At 68.2% G+C, this 19,181-nt stretch carries 17 protein-coding genes; 12 read left to right on the top strand and 5 right to left on the bottom strand.

Annotation, left to right across the window (positions count from 1 at the left end; all coding sequences use genetic code 11):
• The first annotated feature begins 82 nt into the window (after positions 1 to 82).
• Positions 83 to 1,120, top strand: a complete 1,038-nt coding sequence (locus tag WK25_RS10615) for an AraC family transcriptional regulator (protein WP_040144622.1) — start codon at positions 83 to 85, stop codon at positions 1,118 to 1,120.
• A gap of 104 nt (positions 1,121 to 1,224) precedes the next feature.
• Here WK25_RS10615 and WK25_RS10610 read toward each other — a convergent pair whose 3' ends face one another.
• Positions 1,225 to 2,274: a lactonase family protein gene (locus WK25_RS10610; RefSeq protein ID WP_069241559.1), complete on the bottom strand. Its 1,050-nt coding sequence runs from the start codon at positions 2,272 to 2,274 to the stop codon at positions 1,225 to 1,227.
• Positions 2,261 to 3,622: an MFS transporter gene (locus WK25_RS10605; RefSeq protein ID WP_069241558.1), complete on the bottom strand. Its 1,362-nt coding sequence runs from the start codon at positions 3,620 to 3,622 to the stop codon at positions 2,261 to 2,263. Before WK25_RS10605 ends, WK25_RS10610 begins: the two co-directional genes overlap by 14 nt.
• An 803-nt stretch (positions 3,623 to 4,425) precedes the next feature.
• On the opposite strand from WK25_RS10605, the gene WK25_RS10600 reads away from it, so the two are divergent.
• Positions 4,426 to 5,406 (top strand): acetyltransferase, encoded by a 981-nt coding sequence (locus WK25_RS10600; RefSeq protein ID WP_069241978.1) that lies wholly within the window; start codon positions 4,426 to 4,428, stop codon positions 5,404 to 5,406.
• Between the two features lie 226 nt (positions 5,407 to 5,632).
• Here WK25_RS10600 and WK25_RS32260 read toward each other — a convergent pair whose 3' ends face one another.
• From WK25_RS32260 to WK25_RS10590, 3 genes are all read right to left on the bottom strand, one after another.
• Complete coding sequence (locus WK25_RS32260; protein WP_040144619.1) at positions 5,633 to 5,755, bottom strand: hypothetical protein; 123 nt, start codon at positions 5,753 to 5,755, stop codon at positions 5,633 to 5,635.
• Positions 5,746 to 6,978, bottom strand: coding sequence for an MFS transporter (locus WK25_RS10595; RefSeq protein ID WP_040144618.1), 1,233 nt, complete (start codon positions 6,976 to 6,978; stop codon positions 5,746 to 5,748). The genes WK25_RS32260 and WK25_RS10595 overlap by 10 nt, the downstream gene beginning before the upstream one ends.
• 349 nt (positions 6,979 to 7,327) lie before the next feature.
• On the bottom strand, positions 7,328 to 8,269 hold the full coding sequence (locus WK25_RS10590; RefSeq protein WP_069241557.1) for a LysR substrate-binding domain-containing protein: 942 nt from the start codon (positions 8,267 to 8,269) through the stop codon (positions 7,328 to 7,330).
• Between the two features lie 122 nt (positions 8,270 to 8,391).
• On the opposite strand from WK25_RS10590, the gene WK25_RS10585 reads away from it, so the two are divergent.
• The 10 genes from WK25_RS10585 (at position 8,392) to hutG (ending at position 18,852) form a co-directional block, all read left to right on the top strand.
• Positions 8,392 to 9,492, top strand: coding sequence for an alpha/beta fold hydrolase (locus tag WK25_RS10585; protein ID WP_040144616.1), 1,101 nt, complete (start codon positions 8,392 to 8,394; stop codon positions 9,490 to 9,492).
• A 163-nt stretch (positions 9,493 to 9,655) separates the two neighbouring features.
• Positions 9,656 to 10,405: a 4'-phosphopantetheinyl transferase family protein gene (locus tag WK25_RS10580; protein ID WP_040144615.1), complete on the top strand. Its 750-nt coding sequence runs from the start codon at positions 9,656 to 9,658 to the stop codon at positions 10,403 to 10,405.
• Positions 10,406 to 10,414: 9 nt separating this feature from the next.
• A complete protein-coding gene (locus tag WK25_RS31195) occupies positions 10,415 to 10,639 on the top strand; it encodes a hypothetical protein (protein WP_156789027.1) in 225 nt (74 codons plus the stop codon).
• Between the two features lie 162 nt (positions 10,640 to 10,801).
• Positions 10,802 to 12,325, top strand: coding sequence for a histidine ammonia-lyase (gene hutH / locus WK25_RS10570; protein ID WP_040144613.1), 1,524 nt, complete (start codon positions 10,802 to 10,804; stop codon positions 12,323 to 12,325).
• A gap of 4 nt (positions 12,326 to 12,329) precedes the next feature.
• Entirely contained in the window at positions 12,330 to 13,025 is a 696-nt protein-coding gene (hutC, locus tag WK25_RS10565) for a histidine utilization repressor (protein ID WP_040144612.1), read from the top strand.
• A gap of 39 nt (positions 13,026 to 13,064) precedes the next feature.
• Complete coding sequence (hutU, locus tag WK25_RS10560) at positions 13,065 to 14,753, top strand: urocanate hydratase (RefSeq protein ID WP_040144611.1); 1,689 nt, start codon at positions 13,065 to 13,067, stop codon at positions 14,751 to 14,753.
• Positions 14,754 to 14,755: 2 nt separating this feature from the next.
• Complete coding sequence (locus tag WK25_RS10555) at positions 14,756 to 15,367, top strand: HutD family protein (protein WP_069241555.1); 612 nt, start codon at positions 14,756 to 14,758, stop codon at positions 15,365 to 15,367.
• A gap of 4 nt (positions 15,368 to 15,371) precedes the next feature.
• Positions 15,372 to 16,595: an imidazolonepropionase gene (gene hutI / locus WK25_RS10550; protein WP_059546050.1), complete on the top strand. Its 1,224-nt coding sequence runs from the start codon at positions 15,372 to 15,374 to the stop codon at positions 16,593 to 16,595.
• Positions 16,596 to 16,618: 23 nt separating this feature from the next.
• Positions 16,619 to 17,995: a formimidoylglutamate deiminase gene (locus tag WK25_RS10545; RefSeq protein WP_069241977.1), complete on the top strand. Its 1,377-nt coding sequence runs from the start codon at positions 16,619 to 16,621 to the stop codon at positions 17,993 to 17,995.
• Between the two features lie 59 nt (positions 17,996 to 18,054).
• Positions 18,055 to 18,852, top strand: a complete 798-nt coding sequence (hutG, locus tag WK25_RS10540; RefSeq protein WP_069241554.1) for an N-formylglutamate deformylase — start codon at positions 18,055 to 18,057, stop codon at positions 18,850 to 18,852.
• Positions 18,853 to 19,181: the final 329 nt, after the last annotated feature.

Genomic DNA, 19,181 nt, shown 5'->3' with positions numbered 1-19,181 from the left:
GTCGGACGGCTAGAGGCCCGCCGCGGTGTCATTGTGGGCCAGCGACGCTACAATCTGCCGAAACCGCTCCGGAGTTCGCCGCATGGCCTTGTCCGCCCCGGATGCCGCGCGCCAGTTGAACAAGGCGACGGTATCGTCCGCGTATGCACTGTTCATGCTGATGCTCGCCGAGGAGCGCGGCATCGACGCGGGCCGCATCCTCGCCGGCTCGGGCGTCGACCGTGACCGGCTCGCACAGCCGGACGCGCGCATCACGCCGCTGCAGCAGGCGGCGATCGTGTTCAACCTGCTCGACGCAACGAACGATCCGTCGATCGCGATCGAGATCGGGCTGCGCAGCAGTCTCACGAAATCCGGGCTGATCGGCTTCGGGCTGATGAGTTGCGCGACGCTTGGCGAAGCGATCGCGCTCGGCATCCGTTATCTGCCCACGCGCGTGCCGTTTTTCTCGGTGCGGCTCGCGCAGCTCGACGGGATCGTCGATATCGACGTGCTCGAGGCGTTTCCGCTAGGCCGGTTGCGCCAATTCGCGGTGGAAAACTTTCTGGTCGAGACAGCGATCCTGTTCAACTCGCTGCTCGATCCCGCACCGGGACGCACGCTGCAGTCGCGTGCCGAGCTGCATTTCGAATGGCCGGAACCGCCGTGGTTCGAGCGCTATCGCGCGCGGCTGCCGCGCTGTCATTTCAATGCGAGTGCAAACCGGATCCGCTGCGACGCCGCGCTGCTCGACGAGCCGATCGGCACCGCGAACGCGCAGACCGCGCAAATGATCGTCCAGCAGTGCGAGGCCGAACTCGCGCGCCTCGGCTATGCGGAAAGCATCGTCGATCGTGTGCGCAACCTGCTGATCTGCGGCGACGCCGGCTATCCATCGGTGGACGAGGTCGCGCGGGAGCTGCACGTGTCGGCGCGCACGTTGAAACGCAAGCTTGCGGAATTCGGCACGACCTATTCGGCGCTACTCGGCGAGATCCGGTTGCGCGATGCGCTGCGGTTGCTCGAGGGTACGCGCTTGCCGGTCGACGAGATCGCGGCGAGGGTCGGCTATACCGATCGGGCGAATTTCACGCGTGCGTTCAAGCGCTGGACCGGCGTCGCGCCGAGCGAGCGGCGCTGACGACGGGCCGGCGCGCGGGCGCGGCTCGCCGCTGCACGTTGTCCTGAGGGCATCGCTCGATCGGGAAATGCGAACGCACACGCGCTCGCTCGACCGTCGAACGATCAGAAGATTGCAACCCAGTTGGCGCCGCGCCCGCCGGCCACGCGGGCATGCAGCGCGAGCGTGCCATCGTCCGGCGCGATCGCGTAGACCGATACATATTCCGATTGCTCGCCGCATGCGACGAGCCATCGTCCGGACGGATCGATCGCGAAGCCGCGCGGTTGCGTTTCGGTGGCGCTTGCGTGTACGGGTTCGAACGAGCCGTCGGCATCGCGCCGATAGCAGAGCAACTGGCTCGACGTGCGTTCGCTGACGTACGCGAAGCGCTCGTCGGGCGTCAGGTGAAGATCGGCGGCCCAGACGGACGGTTGGCTTGGCGCGGGCGGCCGCGCATGACCTTGCGGGAGGCCGGCAACGGCCGGGTGGCGCGCGCTGACCTCGGCGTCGCCGAGGCGCCCGCTATCGATATTGCGCGTGAACGTCGCAAGCGTCGCCTGGAATTCGCTGACCGCGACGAGCACATGGCCGTCGCGCGCGAAGCGCAGATGGCGCGGCCCGAAGCCGGCAGGCACGCGCGTTTCGCCGTGCTCGACCGCACGCAGGCCGTCGGCATCCTCGACCAGCGCGAACGTCAAGATCCGGTCCGAGCCGAGCGAGCTGACGTAAGCGAACCGGTTGTCCGGCGATACGATCACCGCATGCGCGTTCGCGATGCCGTTCGCGACCTGCAGCGGCGCGCCGTCGCCGTCGCGCACGCGCGCGGCATCGTAGACGGTCAGCGAATTGCCGCCGTACGACGCGCCGAGCAGCCACCGGCCGCTGCGGTCGAGCGACAGATACGCATGGCTTGCGTCGATCGCGGTCGCGCCGATGCGGGCGAACGCGCTGGTGCTGGGCGCGACGCGGAACGCGACGATCGCCGGCTGTTCACCACGCGTCGCGACGTACAGCCGCGCACGATCGGGCTGCACGGCAATCGGCATTACGGCGTCGCCGGTCGGGTAGCGGGCGAGCGGCGCCAGCGCGCCGTCGGATGCAAGCGAGAACGTGGCGAGGTCGCCGTCGGCGGCATTCGAGACGACGACGGTCAGGCGGTCAGTGTTCGGCATGGCGGAGCATCGCGGTGTTCGTGAAGGATTCGTCGGCCGGCAGCCCGCGCGGCGGGTCGCTGCGCCGGTGCGTGCGGGCGAACAGCGCGGCGACCGCGGCGACGAGGGATGCGATCGCGAGCGCATACAAGCCGCCCGTGATCGAACCCGTATGTTGCTTCAGATAGCCGAAGGCCGTCGGCGCGACGAAGCCGCCGAGGTTGCCGATCGAGTTGATCAGCGCGATCACGGCCGCGGCGACGCGCGTGTCGAGGTAGCCTTGCGGGATCGGCCAGAACAGCGACGAGGCGGCCTTGAAGCCGAGCGCGGCGAAGCAGATCGACGCGAACGACCACACGGGATCGTGCGACGTCGACGCGAACAAGCCGCAAGCGGCCAGCACGAGCGCGCACGACAGCCAGCGCTGCGGATGCTTCCACTTTGCGGACAGCAGCGCGAAGCCGTACATCGCGCCGATCGCGATCATCCACGGAATCGTGTTGTACAGGCCGACCTGGAAGTCGGTGAGGCCGCCCATCTTGCGGATGATCGTCGGCAGCCAGAAGGTCGCCGCGTAGATCGTCAACTGAATCGAGAAATACAGGAAGCAGAACAGCACGATCTGCGGGTCGCGCAGCAGCGTCACGGCCGACACGTGCGCCTTCGAGCGCACGTCGCGCGTCGCACGTTCTTCATCGAGCGCATTCTGGAGTGCCGCGCGTTCTTCGGCAGTGAGCCACGTCGCATCGCGGATGTGCGATTTCAGCAAGAGCCAGCACGCGCCGCACAGCGCGACCGAGAACAGCCCTTCGATCAAGAACATCCACTGCCAGCCTTGCAGGCCGTAGCCATGGATCGACAGCAACGCGCCGGTCACGGGCCCCGACAGCACTGAAGCGAATGCGGAACCGCCAAGGAAGATCGCCATCGCCTTGCCGCGCTCCTGCGGCGGCAGCCATTGCGACAGGTACAGCACGACGCCCGGGAAGAAGCCGGCCTCGGCCGCGCCGAGCAGGAAGCGCAGTACGTAGAACGACGTGTCGTTCCACACGAATGCCATTGCGGCCGCGACGATGCCCCACGTCGCCATGATCCGCGCGAGCCAGACGCGCGCGCCGTAGCGCTGCATCAGCAGGTTCGACGGCACTTCGAACAGCGCGTAGCCGACGAAGAACAGGCCGGCGCCGAGCCCGTATGCGGCCGCGCCGATGCCGATCGACGCTTCGAGGTGGCGGTCGACGAAGCCGACGTTTACGCGATCGATGTAGTTCGCGATGAACATGATCAGCACGAGCGGCAACACATGCCACTTCACTTTGGATACGGCGGACGCGAGTGGGTCGCGGCCGCGCAGGGCGGGGGTGGTCAAGGGTGTCTCCGGTGGGTTTGCCAGCGGGGCGCGGCGGCCCGCGTCGGGCGTCGAAATGGCGAGCTGTGTAGTATGTCGTCGTATGACATGTTACGCTGGGCGTACGACGCTGACGTCCCGGGTTTACCCGGGATTATCCGGTATTTTTGCGGTGTGGCGAGTGGTTGTCATGTTTTAAAACATACGATGACTTATGACATAACGCAGATCGTCGTGCTACCCCGTCGCAGGCTCGCGATTCACGAGGGCATTCAGCGGCATGCAGTAGCGAGCCAGCACCCGCGCGTGGCATTACTTCCCCATCCGCTACGAAGCTGTTCGTCCGTCTTTCCCGAGCGCGGTTTGCCGCGCCGCACAGGGCTTCGTACAGGTCGCATGCGGGTAGTGTGATTCGCGATCCTGTTCGCTTGGCGTGCCGACCGTCGTGCGCGTCGAACGGACGGACGTGGTCGCGAATAGCGCATTCGTGCGCGGTACTTCGCCGAAGCGGTCGACGAAGGCGACCTCGCCGCGGGTGAGCGGGGCGCGGCACCGACGTGGCGGACAATGTGGCGCTCACGCAGGCGATCGTCCCGCACACCAAGCGACGCACGCGCGACGCGATGGTGACGATTGACACGGATGCCACTCGCAAGCCGTTTGCAGGCGAAGCGGATTACGCTGTTTCGAAAGAGACGTTGGCGGCTGCGCGTGCGGTTGCGGCACAATGCCGTGCGCGCGAACTCCGCGCCCACCGTATCCGCGTGACCGACGCTGGACACGAGCGGCGGCGCGTGCATGTGCTGACAATGGAGCAACGGATCATGCAGGGACGACCACAGGCGCGGCATTTCTTCGCGTTCAACGGCGACGCGGACGGCCTGTGCGCGCTGCAGCAGCTGCGGCTCGCGGAGGGCGAGCGCGGCACGCTGGTCACCGGCGTAAAGCGCGACATCACGCTGCTCGAGCGCATCGACGCACGGGCCGGCGATCGCGTGACCGTGCTCGACGTTTCCCACGACCGGAATCGCGACGCATGTGCGCGGATGCTGCGCGACGGCGCGGCGGTCCGCTACTTCGACCATCACTTCGCGGGCGAACTGCCCGGCGATCCGCGTTTCGACGCCCATATCGACACGGCCGCCGACGTCTGCACGAGCGCGCTCGTGAACGGCTACCTGGGCGGCCGGCACGTGCGCTGGGCGATCGTCGCGGCGTTCGGCGACGAATTGCCGGCGCTGGGCAACGCGCTCGCGCGCGAGCACACGATCGACGCCACCGAACGCCGTACGCTGGCCGAACTCGGGCTCTATCTGAACTACAACGCGTACGGCGATTGCGTCGCCGATCTGCATTTCGATCCGGCGGTGCTCGCCGACGCGATGTTGCCGTGCGCCGACCCGCTCGACTTCGTGCACGGCACGCCGGTATTCGCGGCGCTGCGCGACGGTTATCGCGCCGATCTGGCGCGGGCATGTACGGTCGCGCCTCTGCGCGACGTGCCGGGCGCGACGCTGATCAGGATGCCGGATCATCCGTGGGCACGACGTGCGACGGGGATGCTCGCGAACGAGCGAATGCGCAACGCGCCACATGCGGCGCTCGCAGTACTGTCGCCGCGTGCACAAGGCGGGCTCGTGGTCAGTGTGCGCGTGCCCGACGGCCGGCCGCTCGGCGCGGACGAATTCTGCCGCGGTTTTCCGACCGGCGGCGGCCGCAAGCGCGCGGGCGGCATCAATCATCTGCCGGAAGCCGAGTTCGACGCATTCGCCGAACGCTTCGAAGCGGCATTCCGTCTCGATTGACACGTATGTGAGTGATGTCCGCGCCGTGCTTTGACGGTGCGGTACCTGTGTGCTCGCGAAGCCCGCGCGGCGGCGCCGGGCCGCCCGCATGCGTGCATGTATGTCCACGACGCGGGCGACGGCGCGCTAGTCGCTGCATTGCTGGCTCGCCCTGCTGGCGGAACGTCGCTGCGTACGACCATCCGGCGTCGTCGCGCATTCGGACGCGCAATGCCGCACGTAGCGCTCAGTCGCAGAACGCCGCGCGCTCGAGCAACGCAAGCGCGATACCCGAATCGAAGTACGCGGCGCCGCACCACGCGACGAACGTGAGCACGCCGGCGGCGAGCAACGCGCGTATCACGCCCATGCCGGCTTGCTCGGCGCCGGCCGCGCGACGCGTGCGTCGTCGATCGGCAGATGCAGGAGCGCCGCCAGCACGCCGAGCGCGATCGAGCCGATCCACAGCGGCAGGTAGGAATGCGTTGCGTCGTACACGATCGCGCCGAGCCATACGCCGAAGAAGCTGCCGAGCTGGTGCCCGAAGAACACGAAGCCGAACAGCGTCGCGATGTAACGCACGCCGAATACTTGCGAGATCACGCCGTTCGTCAGCGGCACCGTGCCGAGCCACGTGAAGCCCATCACCGCGGCGAATACATAGACGCTGACCGGCGACAACGGCGCGGCGACGAATGCGGCCATCGCGAGCGCGCGGACCAGATACAGCACCGACAGCACATACTTGCGCCGCAGCAGGCCGCCGAGATGGCCGCATGCATAAGTGCCGGCCACGTTGGTCAGCGCGATCAGCGCGAGCGCGACGCTGGCGTGGCGAGCAGGCAGGCCGTGATCGAGCAGATACGCGGGCAGGTGGGTCGCGATGAACGCCAACTGGAACCCGCATGCGAAGAAACCGGCATTCAGCAGCCAGAACCCGCGATGCGCGAACGCCTCGCGCACGGCCGCGCCGATCGACTGTTCGTGACCTTCCACGCGATTCGCGGCTTGTGCGGGCCGGTCGCGCACCATGACGGCGAGCGGCGCGAGCATACCGGCGACGAGTGCGAGCGCGATGAATGCATGCTGCCACCCGATGTGTCCGATCAGCACCTGCGCGACGGGCACCATGCAGAATTGGCCGAGCCCCCCGATCGCGCCCGCGACGCCCAGCGCCCAGCTGCGCCGGTCAGGCGGGAACAACCGGCTAAGCGCGCCGTAGATCGACGCGAACGCCGACCCCGACAGCGCGATGCCGATTACGAGCCCCGCACCGAGTGTGAACACGCCGGCGGACGCGGCCAGCGCCATGACGAGTAGCCCGGCCGCATAGAGCAGCATGCCGGCGACGATCACGCGCACCGACCCGAAGCGGTCGGCAATCATTCCGGTGAACGGCTGCGCGAGGCCCCAGATCAGGTTCTGCAGCGCGAGCGCGAGGCCGAACGCTTCGCGCGACCAGCCGTGGTCGAGTGTAACGGGTGCGAGGAACAATCCCTGCACGTGGCGAATGCCGAGCGCGGCGCCCATGATCAGGCCGCCCGCGAGCACCGGCAGCCAGCGGCGCCTGGCGTCTTGTTCGATCGGGGTCATGCGTGTCTCCGGATGCGTGCATGCGGCGCGATGGCCGCGTTCGATCCGATTAGACGATCCGGCCCGATGTCGTTCAAGCGACGATTTGGTCGCGTTCGCATGCTCGTAGGGAATGCGACGGCGGTGATGCGCGGGGAAGCGAGAAACGCGAGAAACGTGTGAAACGCGAGAAACGCGAGAAACGCGAGAAACGAAAGCGCAGCGCGTGGCGCCCTCTACAACCCCGGGAACCGATGTGGTGCGACGGGCCCGCGAGGCAGCGGGGCGTCGCGAGATCGACGCATCGCGTGACGCGTCTCGACGTGACCCGCCGCACGCGCAGCGGCTCGACGCGGACACTTGTGCGCCGCTACCGCAGCGTCGCGCCATACTCGCGGATCGCGGTGTCGCAGTCGGCTGCCTCCGCGACGATCCAGTCGAGCACGTCGGCGACTTCACGGCGCGGCGTCCGATCGTGACGGAACAGCCAGTAACCGTATGCATCCGGCACTGCATGCGACTGCGGGCCGCGCACCGCGAGCCGGCCGTCCGCGAGCATCGGCTCGACGAGTGCGAGCCGTCCGAGCGCGACGCCCTGGCCTGCGATCGCGGCCTGAATCACCTGATCGTACTGGTTAAAGCGCAGCACGCCTTTCGGGCGCACTTCGCCGAGTCCGGCCGCGTGCAGGTACGCGTGCCACCGCAGCTGCGTTTGCGGCGGGCCGTCGAATTCGAGCAACACTTGGTCGGCGATCGCGGCCGTATCCGTGAGGAGCCGCTCGGCCAGCGCCGGGTGTGCGACCGGCACGACGATCTCGTCGAACAGATGCAGCGCGCCGGCCGGTGCGCGCTCGCGCGGACAGTAGCGGATCCCCAGGTCGATGCCTTCCGCGCGCAAATCGAGTACCTTGTCGTTCGCGGCCACGCGCAGGTCGATGTCCGGCAGGCGCGCCTGCAGCCGGCCCAGCCGTGGCAGCAGCCACAGTGCGGTGACGCCGATGCTCGCGGTGATCGTCACGGGCTGTCGTTCGCGCGCGGCGGCAAGCGCGGCGACGGTGTCCTGAAGGCTGAGCAGCGCGGCATCCGCGGCGCGGAACAGGCGCTCGCCTTCCGGCGTGAGCGCGATTTTCCGATAGCCGCGCTGCAGCAGCGCGATGCCGAGATGCGCTTCGAGCGCATGCACCTGGCGGCTGACCGCCGACTGCGTCACGCACAGATCCTGCGCGGCGAGCGTGATGCTCATGCGGCGGCCGACGGCGACGAAACCGCGCACGAGGTCCAGCGACGGGAGACGAACGAGCGGCGTTGACATGCGTGGAACTCATGCGAACGGATCAGCAAGATTGGTTGAGAACGCCGCGCTCGTCAAGTTCAATGGAGGCTGCCCGACCGGGCCGGGCGCCAAGCGATGCAGCGCGCCGGACAGGAGACAGGATGACGATTTCGAACGAAACAGGCGGCGCGGCGCGCACCGCCCGAGCGACCGATCAAGCAGCCGATCAAGCAGCCGATCAAGCAGCCGACCAGGCAGCAGTTCGCCCCGCGGGTGCGTTGCCGCCGGAGCCCGTGACGCTGACCGCTGCCGACGGCTACCCGCTGCGCGGCTACGTGTGGCGGCATCGCGGGGGCGCCGCCGTGCGGCCCGTGACGGTCGTCAATTGCGCTACGTCGGTGCGTTGCGACTATTACTTCCGTTTCGCGGCGTGGCTTTTCGCGCAGGGCCGCGACGTGCTCGTGTACGACTATCGCGGAATCGGGGGTTCGCGCCCGGCGCGGCTGTCGACGTTGCGCGCGAACTGGCTCGACTGGGGGCGGCTCGATTGCGAGGCCGCGCTGCAGTATGCACGCGACGCGTTTCCCGGCCAGCCGCTCGACGTCGTCGCGCACAGCATCGGCGGCTGCGTGCTCGGGCTCGCCGCGTCGAATGTGCACGTGCGCCATGTGGTGACCGTCGGCGCGCAATACGCGTATTGGCGTGACTATCGGCCGGAGGAGCGGCGGCGCATGTGGTGGAAGTGGCATGTCGCGATGCCGGCCCTAGCAGCCGTGTTCGGCTACGTGCCCGCGAAGCGGCTCGGCTGGATGGAGGACACGCCGCGCGGCGTCGCGCTGTCGTGGGTGCGCGCCCAAGCGCGCTTCGAGGACGCGTACACGCGCGGCGTGCTCGCCGAGCCCGCCGCGAGCCGCGCCGCGCTGCCGTCCCGGTTCGCGCGGCTGTCGGCGCCGATGCTCGCGATTGGCATCGACGACGACGGATTCGGCACGATCGACGCGATCGAGCGGCTCGTCGGCTATTACACGGGCAGCGACGTCACGCACCTGCGGATCGCCCCGCGCGACATCGGCGTCGATGCGATCGGCCACTTCGCGTTCTTCCACAGTCGCTTCACCGACACGCTGTGGCCGGTCGCGCTCGACTGGCTGCGGCACGGCGCATTGTCGGCCGACGCGCCGGGCCGCGTGCACGCATCCCATCCGGCGCGGCGCGCGGACCGAGCGGGAAGCGACGGGCAGGGTGCCGTCGCACACGGCTGAACGGGCCTATCCCGTTCTGGCCGTCCAGCCATCGGGCGAACGCGTCGACGAAACGGCGAGTTCGCGATACGGCAATTGCGCGCGCCTGACTGGAACACGGCGATTCGCGTGCAGCGCGATCGATTAACATCGGACGCTCAACCCGACTGGCTGCTTCCCTCCGATGTCCGCTCCGCACGATTCCGAAATGTCTGCCGACCTGCGCCGTGCGTGGCGCGTACGCATGCTTGACGTGCCGCCTGCCGCGTTGCGCGCCGGCGTGCAGGTCGCGCGCATCGACTTCGACTGGCGCGTGCCGCTCGCGTCGCCAGCCTATGCAGCGCTGAGCGATGCGGAGCGCGCGCGCGCGGCGCGCTATTTGAGGCACGAGGACGCGGTGCGCAGCGCCGCGACGCGCGCCGCGCTGCGCGACGTGCTCGGCGCGGCGCTCGGCATGGCGCCGCAAGACGTCTCGATCGTCGTCGACGAAGCGGGGCGGCCGTCACTCGACCCGGCGCATCGTGCGTCGCTGGATTTCAACGTGTCGCACGCGGGCGATCATGCACTCATCGCATGGGCGTCGGCACGCGTCGGCGTCGATATCGAAAACTGCAGCCGCACGGCCGACTGGCGAGGGCTGGCCGCCGAAGTATGCGCACCGGCCGAGGCCGCATATCTCGAGAGCCTGCCGCTGGCTGCGCGCGCCGGCGCGTTCATGCGCGTGTGGTCCGCGAAGGAGGCGCTGCTGAAAGCGCTGGGCACCGGCATCGTCGGTGGGCTGCGCGCATTCGCGGTCGTGCCGCCGCGCGATGCGACGACGCCCGCGACGACGATCGTCGAGCCGGCCGCTCCGGCCGCCGGCGTGGCTGCGTTCGACGCGGGCTGGCTCGACGCGGCACCCGGCTACGCCGCGTGCGTCGCCTGGACGCGCTGAGCGGCGCGCTTGAGCGAGTGGCGCGTCGTCCAGCGCCACACGGTACGCGTTGATCGCATCGCCGATCGGGACAGCGGCTCGGGGGCGGGCGATGTGTCGCCCGCGAGCGCGCAGGTCGCGACGAGCACACCGTGGCTGAACGGGGCGGCCAACCGGAACGCGATGATCATGCCAGTGCGCCCTTTGCCGAACTACCGTGAAGCGATGATTCGTATGCTCATAAAAATCAAATAATCGCAACATATGTTAATTGGCCGGCTTGACGAACCGGCGCCGCGGGCCGATCGGGGCATCAGGGAAACTCCCGAGTCCAAATCGTGAAAACGGACTTGTCTAGACAAGTTTGGATGGCTACACTGCAATCCATCCCGAACTTGTCTAGACAGGATTGCTCACATGATTACGTTGACCCCCGGCCACCTGACCCTTCCGCAACTGCGCAAGATCGCTCGCGAATCGGTGCAGCTCCAGCTCGACCCCGCAAGCTTCGCGAAGATCGACGCGGGCGCGAAGGCCGTCGCCGACATCGCGGCGAAAGGCGAGCCGGCATACGGTATCAACACCGGCTTCGGCCGCCTTGCCAGCACGCATATCCCGCACGACCAGCTCGAGCTGCTGCAGAAGAATCTGGTGCTGTCGCACGCGGTCGGCGTGGGCGAGCCGATGGCGCGTTCGTCGGTGCGCCTGCTGATGGCGCTGAAGCTGTCGAGCCTCGGCCGCGGCCACTCGGGCATTCGCCGCGAGGTGATGGACGCGCTGATCACGCTGTTCAACGCGGACGTGCTGCCGCTGATCCCGGTGAAGGGATCGGTCGGTGCATCGGGCGACCTGGCGCCGCTCGCGCACATGTCGGCCGTGCTGCTCGGCGTCGGCGAAGTGTTCATCCGCGGCGAACGCGCGAGCGCGCTCGACGGTCTGCGCGTCGCGGGCCTCGCGCCGCTGACGCTCCAGGCGAAGGAAGGTCTCGCGCTGCTGAACGGCACGCAGGCGTCGACGGCGCTCGCGCTCGACAACATGTTCGCGATCGAAGACTTGTACCGCACCGCGCTCGTCGCCGGTGCACTGTCGGTCGACGCGGCAGCCGGCTCGGTGAAGCCGTTCGATGCACGGATCCACGAACTGCGCGGTCATCAAGGCCAGATCGATGCGGCAGCGGCGTACCGCGAGCTGCTCGAAGGTTCGCCGATCAACCAGTCGCACCGCGACTGCGACAAGGTGCAGGATCCGTACAGCCTGCGTTGCCAGCCGCAGGTGATGGGCGCGTGCCTGGACCAGATGCGCCACGCGGCCGACGTGCTGCTCGTCGAAGCGAACGCCGTGTCGGACAACCCGCTGATCTTCCCGGATACCGGCGAAGTGCTGTCGGGCGGCAACTTCCATGCGGAGCCCGTCGCGTTCGCGGCCGACAACCTCGCGCTCGCCGCGTCGGAAATCGGCGCGCTGGCCGAACGGCGCATCGCGCTCCTGATCGATGCGACGCTGTCGGGCCTGCCGCCGTTCCTCGTGAAGGACGGCGGCGTGAACTCGGGCTTCATGATCGCCCACGTGACGGCTGCCGCGCTCGCGTCGGAAAACAAGACGCTTGCACATCCGGCATCGGTCGATTCGCTGCCGACCTCGGCGAACCAGGAAGACCACGTGTCGATGGCAACGTTCGCCGCACGCAAGCTGGCCGACATCGCGGACAACACGAAGCACATCCTCGCGATCGAACTGCTCGCCGCCGCTCAGGGCGTCGACCTGCGCGCGCCGTTCCATACGAGCCCGAAGCTCGCGCCGGTGATGGAAACGATCCGCAGCAAGGTCGCGCACTACGAGCTCGATCACTACTTCGCGCCGGACATCGCGGTGATCGCGCAACTGGTCGGCGAGCGTGCGTTCGCGAAGGTCGCGCCGTTCTCGTTCGCATCGGAACAGTAAGCCCATGAGCGCGCCGGTCTACCAGGAGATCAAGGATTTCATCCTGGGCCGCATTCACGCCGGCGACTGGGCGGAGGGCGACCAGGTGCCGTCCGAGAACGAACTCGCCCGCGAGTTCAAGGTCGCGCGCATGACCGTCAACCGCGCGCTGCGCGAGTTGACGGCCGAGCAGGTGCTGACGCGCATGAAGGGCGCCGGCACCTACGTCGCACGGCCGAAGTACGAATCGACGCTGGTGGCGATCCGCAGCATCTCGGAGGAGGTCGACGCGCGCGGGCATGCGTACCGCGCCAGCGTGCTCGGCCTCGAGACGATCCGCGCCGACGAGGCGCTCGCCGACGAGATGCAGGTGGCCGTGCGTGCGAAGCTGTTTCATTCGCAGGTGTTGCACTTCGAGAATGACGAGCCCGTCCAGCTCGAAGAGCGCTGGGTGAATCCGGCGGTCGCGCCGGATTATGCCGAGCAGGATTTCACGAACACGACGCCGAACCTGTACCTGATGCGCGCGGCTCCGCTGCAGCGTGTCGAGTACCGGATCGAAGCGGCGGCCCCGGCGCCCGAGCGGCGCGAGCAGCTGCGAATGGACGACGTCGAGCCGTGTCTCGTTTTACACCGACGCACCTGGTCGCAGGGTGTCGTCGCCTCGGTGGCGAATCTGTGGCATCCCGGCAGCCGTTATCGCTTCACCGGGCATTTCTGATTCCTTGTTGATATTTATTTTCCTTCGGGAGCAGTCGTCATGAACCATCCGAAACACATCGATCCCCGTCTCGATCCGACGCGTACGATTCGCGCGCCGCGCGGCAGCGAGAAGGTCTGCAAGACCTGGCTGGCCGAAGCGGCCTACCGGATGATCCAGAACAACCTGGATCCGGAAGTTGCCGAGCATCCGCACGCGCTCGTCGTGTACGGCGGCATCGGCCGCGCGGCGCGCAACTGGGAATGCTACGACCAGATCCTCGCGTCGCTGAAGGATCTCGAGGAAAACGAAACGCTGTTGATCCAGTCGGGCAAGCCGGTCGGGGTGTTCCGCACGCACAAGGATGCGCCGCGCGTGCTGCTCGCGAACTCGAACCTCGTGCCGCACTGGGCCACCTGGGATCACTTCCACGAGCTCGACCGCAAAGGCCTGATGATGTACGGCCAGATGACGGCCGGCAGCTGGATCTACATCGGCAGCCAGGGGATCGTGCAGGGCACCTATGAAACGTTCTTCTCGGTCGCGAACCAGCACTTCAACGGCGATCCGTCGGGCCGCTGGATCCTGACGGGCGGCCTCGGCGGGATGGGCGGCGCGCAGCCGCTCGCGGCGACGATGGCCGGCTTCTCGATGATCGCGGTCGAATGCGACGAGACGCGCATCGACTTCCGCCTGAAGACGCGTTACGTCGACAAGAAGGCGACGACGCTCGACGAAGCGCTCGGCATGATCGACGAAGCGAAGCGTACCGGCAAGCCGGTGTCGGTCGGCCTGCTCGGCAACGCGGCCGACGTGTTCGCGGAACTCGTGCAACGCGGTATCACGCCGGACTGCGTGACCGACCAGACGAGCGCGCACGATCCGATCAACGGCTACCTGCCGCAGGGCTGGACCGTTGCGCAATGGCGCGAGGCGCAGAAGGTGGATCCGCAAAGCATCGTAAAGGTGGCGAAGCAGTCGATGGCCGTGCAGGTGCGGGCGATGTTGACGCTGCAGGAACGCGGCGCGGCCACGCTCGACTATGGCAACAACATCCGCCAGATGGCGCTGGAAATGGGCGTCGAGAACGCGTTCGACTTCCCGGGTTTCGTGCCGGCCTACATCCGCCCGCTGTTCTGCGAAGGCAAGGGCCCGTTCCGCTGGGTCGCGCTGTCCGGCGATCCGGAAGACATCTACAAGACCGACCAGAAGGTGAAGGAGCTGATCCCGGACGATCCGCACCTGCACAACTGGCTCGACATGGCACGCGAGCGCATCGCGTTCCAGGGCCTGCCGGCACGGATCTGCTGGGTCGGCGTGAAGGACCGCTACCGCCTCGGCCAGGCGTTCAACGAGATGGTGAAGAACGGCGAACTGAAGGCGCCGATCGTGATCGGCCGCGACCACCTCGACACCGGTTCGGTCGCGAGCCCGAACCGCGAGACGGAATCGATGAAGGACGGCTCGGACGCCGTCAGCGACTGGCCGTTGCTCAACGCGCTGCTGAACACCGCAGGCGGCGCATCGTGGGTGTCGCTGCACCATGGCGGCGGCGTCGGGATGGGCTTCTCGCAGCACTCGGGCGTCGTGATCGTCGCCGACGGCACCGCCGACGCGCACGAGCGTCTCGGCCGCGTGCTGCTGAACGACCCGGCGACGGGCGTGATGCGCCACGCGGATGCCGGCTACGAACTCGCGCAGCAGACGGCCCGCGAAGCCGGCCTGAAGCTGCCGATGCTCGGCCGCTGAGCATGACGGCGCTCGACCAGGCGCCGCTGCACGCAACGATGATCCGCGCGGCGGATCTCGTTGCGTCGCCGTGGAAGAACGGCGGCGGCGTGACGCGCGAAATCGGCGCGTTTCCCGTCGGCGCCGCGCTCGACGCATTCGCATGGCGCGTGAGCGTCGCGGACGTCGCCGCGGCCGGGCCGTTCTCGCGGTTCGACGGCGTCGACCGCACCCTCGTGCTGCTGTCCGGCACGGGCATGACGCTCGCGGAAGCGGGCGGCGTGCGCCACGTGCTCGATACGCCGCTTGCGCGCGCGGACTTCGCGGGCGAAACCGCGGTTGATGCGACGCTGCACGACGGCGCGACACGCGACTTCAACCTGATGACGCGCCGCTCGGCCGCCCGAGGCACGCTCGACGTGTGGCCCGAGGGCACGCATCGCGTCGGACCCGCCGACACCGTGCTGCTGTTCTGCGCGGCCGGTGCGGTCGGCGTCGGGATCGACGGCGCGCACCATGCATTGCAAGAAATGGACACGCTGCGGCTCGACGGGCTGCAGCGTGCGTTTGACGTCGTCGTGAGCGGAGGCGGTGCGCTGCTCGCCGTGTCGCTCGCCGTCGGCGAACGGGACTGAACGCATGAAACCGACTGTCTGGCATCACCTGAGGCTGTGTCCGCACGGCCATCCCGACGAAACGATCGACGATGCGGCGATCGCCGTCGACGAAACCGGCGCGATCGTCTGGCTCGGCGCGTTTTCCGCGCTGCCGCACGGTTATGCGCATTGGCGCCGGGAAGACCTGCACGGCGCGTGGGTGACGCCGGGCCTCGTCGACTGCCATACGCACCTCGTGTACGGCGGCACGCGCGCAGACGAGTTCGCGCAGCGCCTCGCCGGCGTCAGCTACGAGGAGATCGCGCGGCAGGGCGGCGGGATCGTGTCGACGGTGCGCGCGACGCGCGCGGCCGACGAGACGACGCTGTTCGTGCAGGCCGCCGCGCGCCTGCAGCCGCTGCTCGCCGAAGGCGTGACCGCGATCGAGATCAAGTCCGGATACGGGCTCGACCTCGCGAGCGAGCGCAAGATGCTGCGCGTTGCGCGCCAGCTGGGCGAGCGCTTTCCGGTCACCGTCTACACGACGTTCCTCGGCGCACACGCGCTTCCGCCCGAATACGCGGGCCGCGCCGACGAATACATCACCGAAGTGTGCGACCGGATGCTGCCGGCGCTGGCCGACGAAGGCCTCGTCGACGCGGTCGACGTATTCTGCGAACGCATCGGCTTCTCGCTCGCGCAGACCGAGCGCGTGTTCGACGCCGCAACGCGGCGCGGCCTGCCGGTGAAGCTGCACGCGGAGCAATTGTCGAACGCGGGCGGCACCGCGCTTGCCGCGCGTTATCGCGCGCTGTCGGCCGATCACCTCGAATTTCTCGACGAAGCCGGCATCGAAGCGATGAAGGCGGCCGGCACGGTCGCCGTGCTGCTGCCCGGCGCGTACTACTTCATTCGCGAAACGCAACTGCCGCCGATCGACCTGCTGCGCAAGCACGGCGTGCCGATCGCGCTCGCGACCGATCACAATCCGGGCACGTCGCCGCTCGAATCGCTGCTGTTGACGATGAACATGGGCTGCACGCTGTTCCGGCTGACCGTGCCCGAGGTGTTGCAAGGCGTCACGCGCCATGCGGCGGCGGCGCTCGGGCGCGCCGATCGGCACGGCGTGCTGGAGGCCGGCCGCCAGGCCGATTTCGCGGTCTGGTCGGTCGGCTCGCTGTCGGAGCTCGCGTACTGGATCGGCCGGCCGCTGTGCGAGCAGGTCGTACGCGGCGGTTCGACGGTGTTTCGACGGATGAACGGCTAGCCTTGCAAGAGACGATACTCACCATGACCGAAATGACGCTGTTCGCGGACCATGCCTACCTGCCCGACGGCTGGCGCCGCAACGTGCTGCTGCGCTGGGACGCGACCGGCACGCTGACCGACGTGACGCCCGACACCGATGCGCCGGCCGGCGTCGCGCACGCGGCCGGGCCCGTGCTGCCGGGCATGCCGAACCTGCATTCGCACGCATTCCAGCGCGCGATGGCGGGGCTCACCGAATACCGCGCGAATCCCGCCGACAGCTTCTGGAGCTGGCGCGACCTGATGTACCGCTTCGCGCTGAAGATCACGCCCGACGCGCTCGCGGCGATCGCGCGCTGGCTGTACGTCGAGATGCTGAAGTGCGGCTATACGTCGGTGTGCGAGTTCCACTACGTGCATCACGCGCAGGACGGCTCCCGCTATCCGCAGATCGCGGAGCTCGGCACGCGCGTGATCGACGCGGCGCGCCTGGCCGGCATCGGCATCACGATGCTGCCGGTGTCGTACCAGTTCGCCGGCTTCGGCAACAAGCCGCCGCGCGACGATCAGCGCCGCTTCATCAACACGCCGGACGGCTTGCTCGAACTGCTCGACGCGATGCGTCGCGTCGCGCCCGAGCACGGCGCGTTGCGTTACGGCGTCGCGCCGCACTCGCTGCGCGCGGTGTCCGAAAACGGGCTGCGCGTGCTGCTCGAAGGATTGCCGGACGACGCACCGGTACACATCCATATCGCCGAACAGACGGCTGAAGTCGACGATTGCGTGCGCGCATACGGTGCGCGCCCGGTGCAATGGCTGCTCGATCGTTTCGACGTCGATGCGCGCTGGTGCCTCGTACACGCGACGCACGTCGACGCGGCCGAAACGGCGGCGCTCGCGAAGCGCCGCGCGGTGGCCGGCCTGTGCCTGACGACCGAAGCGAACCTCGGCGACGGCGTGTTTCCTGCGGTCGACTATCTCGCGCAGGGCGGCGTGATCGGCGTCGGCTCGGACAGCCACGCATCGGTCGACTGGCGCTCGGAACTGCGTCTGCTCGAATACGGGCAGCGGCTCGTGCACCGGGCGCGCAACGTGCTCGCGAGCGACACGCAGCCGCACGTCGCGGATCGCCTGTTCGACGCATCGCTCGCGGGCGGTGCACAGGCGAGCGGCCGGCGCATCGGCGCGCTGCGCGAAGGTTGTCGCGCCGACTGGATCGTGCTCGATCCCGATCATCCGGCGATCGCGGAGCACGGCAGCGAAGCGTGGCTGTCCGGCGCGGTGTTCGCCGAGCACGGCGACACGCCGGTGCTCGACGTCTACACCGGCGGCGAGCGCGTCGTGAGCGGTCGCCGTCATCGCGACGAAACCGCGGCGTATGCCGATTACCGCGCCGCGCTGGCGCAACTGCTGCGCTGACGCGCGGCTCGCGGCGCATGCGGTCCACCTGCGCCGGCAGACTTTTACGGTGATGCGACATGACTGAACAACCGGCTGTATTAACGCTGAAGCAGGGCACGCTGCCGCTGCTGATCTCGATTCCGCACGCAGGCACCTATATCCCCGACGACATCGCTGCAACGATGACGCCCGAGGCACGCTTCGTCGACGATTGCGACTGGCATCTCGAACGGCTGTACGGGTTCGCAGCCACGCTCGGCGCGTCGATCCTCGTGCCGTCGCACGCGCGTTACGCGGTCGACCTGAACCGTCCGCCCGACAACGAGAACCTGTATCCGGGGCAGGACACGACCGGGCTCGTGCCGATCGACACGTTCGACAAGGCGCCGCTGTATCCGGCGAATACGCTGCCCGACAACGACGAGATCATGCGCCGTCGCGACCGCTACTGGCGGCCGTATCACGCCGCGTTGCAGGCAGAAATCGCGCGGCTCAAGCGCGAGCATGGCCGCGTGCTCGTGTGGGAAGCGCATTCGATCCGCTCGCACGTGCCGCGCTTCTTCGACGGGCGCCTGCCGGACTTCAACTTCGGCACGTCGAGCGGCGCGAGTGCGCGGCCCGGCCTCGCCGAGGCGCTGGCCGCGTGCGTGACTGCGCACGGCGGCTATACGGCCGTCGCGAACGGGCGCTTCAAGGGCGGCTACATCACGCGTCATTACGGCGTGCCCGCCACCGGTGTCGAGGCCGTGCAACTCGAACTGTCGCAGATCACGTACATGGAAGAGACGCGTCCGTATGCGTACGACGAAGCGCGCGCTGCCCGCATCGTGCCGCTGTTGCAGACGCTGGTCGAAACCGCGCTCGCGCATCGCTGAGCCGTCGCTGCGTGGCATGCGGCGGCGCGGCTCGGCATCGCGCGGCGGTGCGCCGGCAACCGCCGTGCACGCCGACGCAGCGCACAAAACGGCATCGACCCGGCCGGGCGATGCCGTTTTTTTTGTCCGATCGATACCGCGATCGATACCCGAAAATTTGACGCAATTTTTAGTTGATATAAGCTGAATGTCAGGAAGTCGTCACGCGCGCACCGGCCGCGACGGCGCCAATCAGCACTGCGCTGCGCCGGAATCCGCTGCGAGACCCCTTGCCGACGTGTCGCCGCGCGGCATTGCCGCCTCAGCTTCATCGCGACACGTGTTCTGCC

The sequence above is a fragment of the Burkholderia latens genome (assembly GCF_001718795.1).
Classification (GTDB): Bacteria; Pseudomonadota; Gammaproteobacteria; order Burkholderiales; family Burkholderiaceae; genus Burkholderia; species Burkholderia latens_A.
The sequence above is the reverse complement of the archived record's forward strand: the minus strand, read 5'-3'. Positions and strand labels throughout refer to the sequence as shown.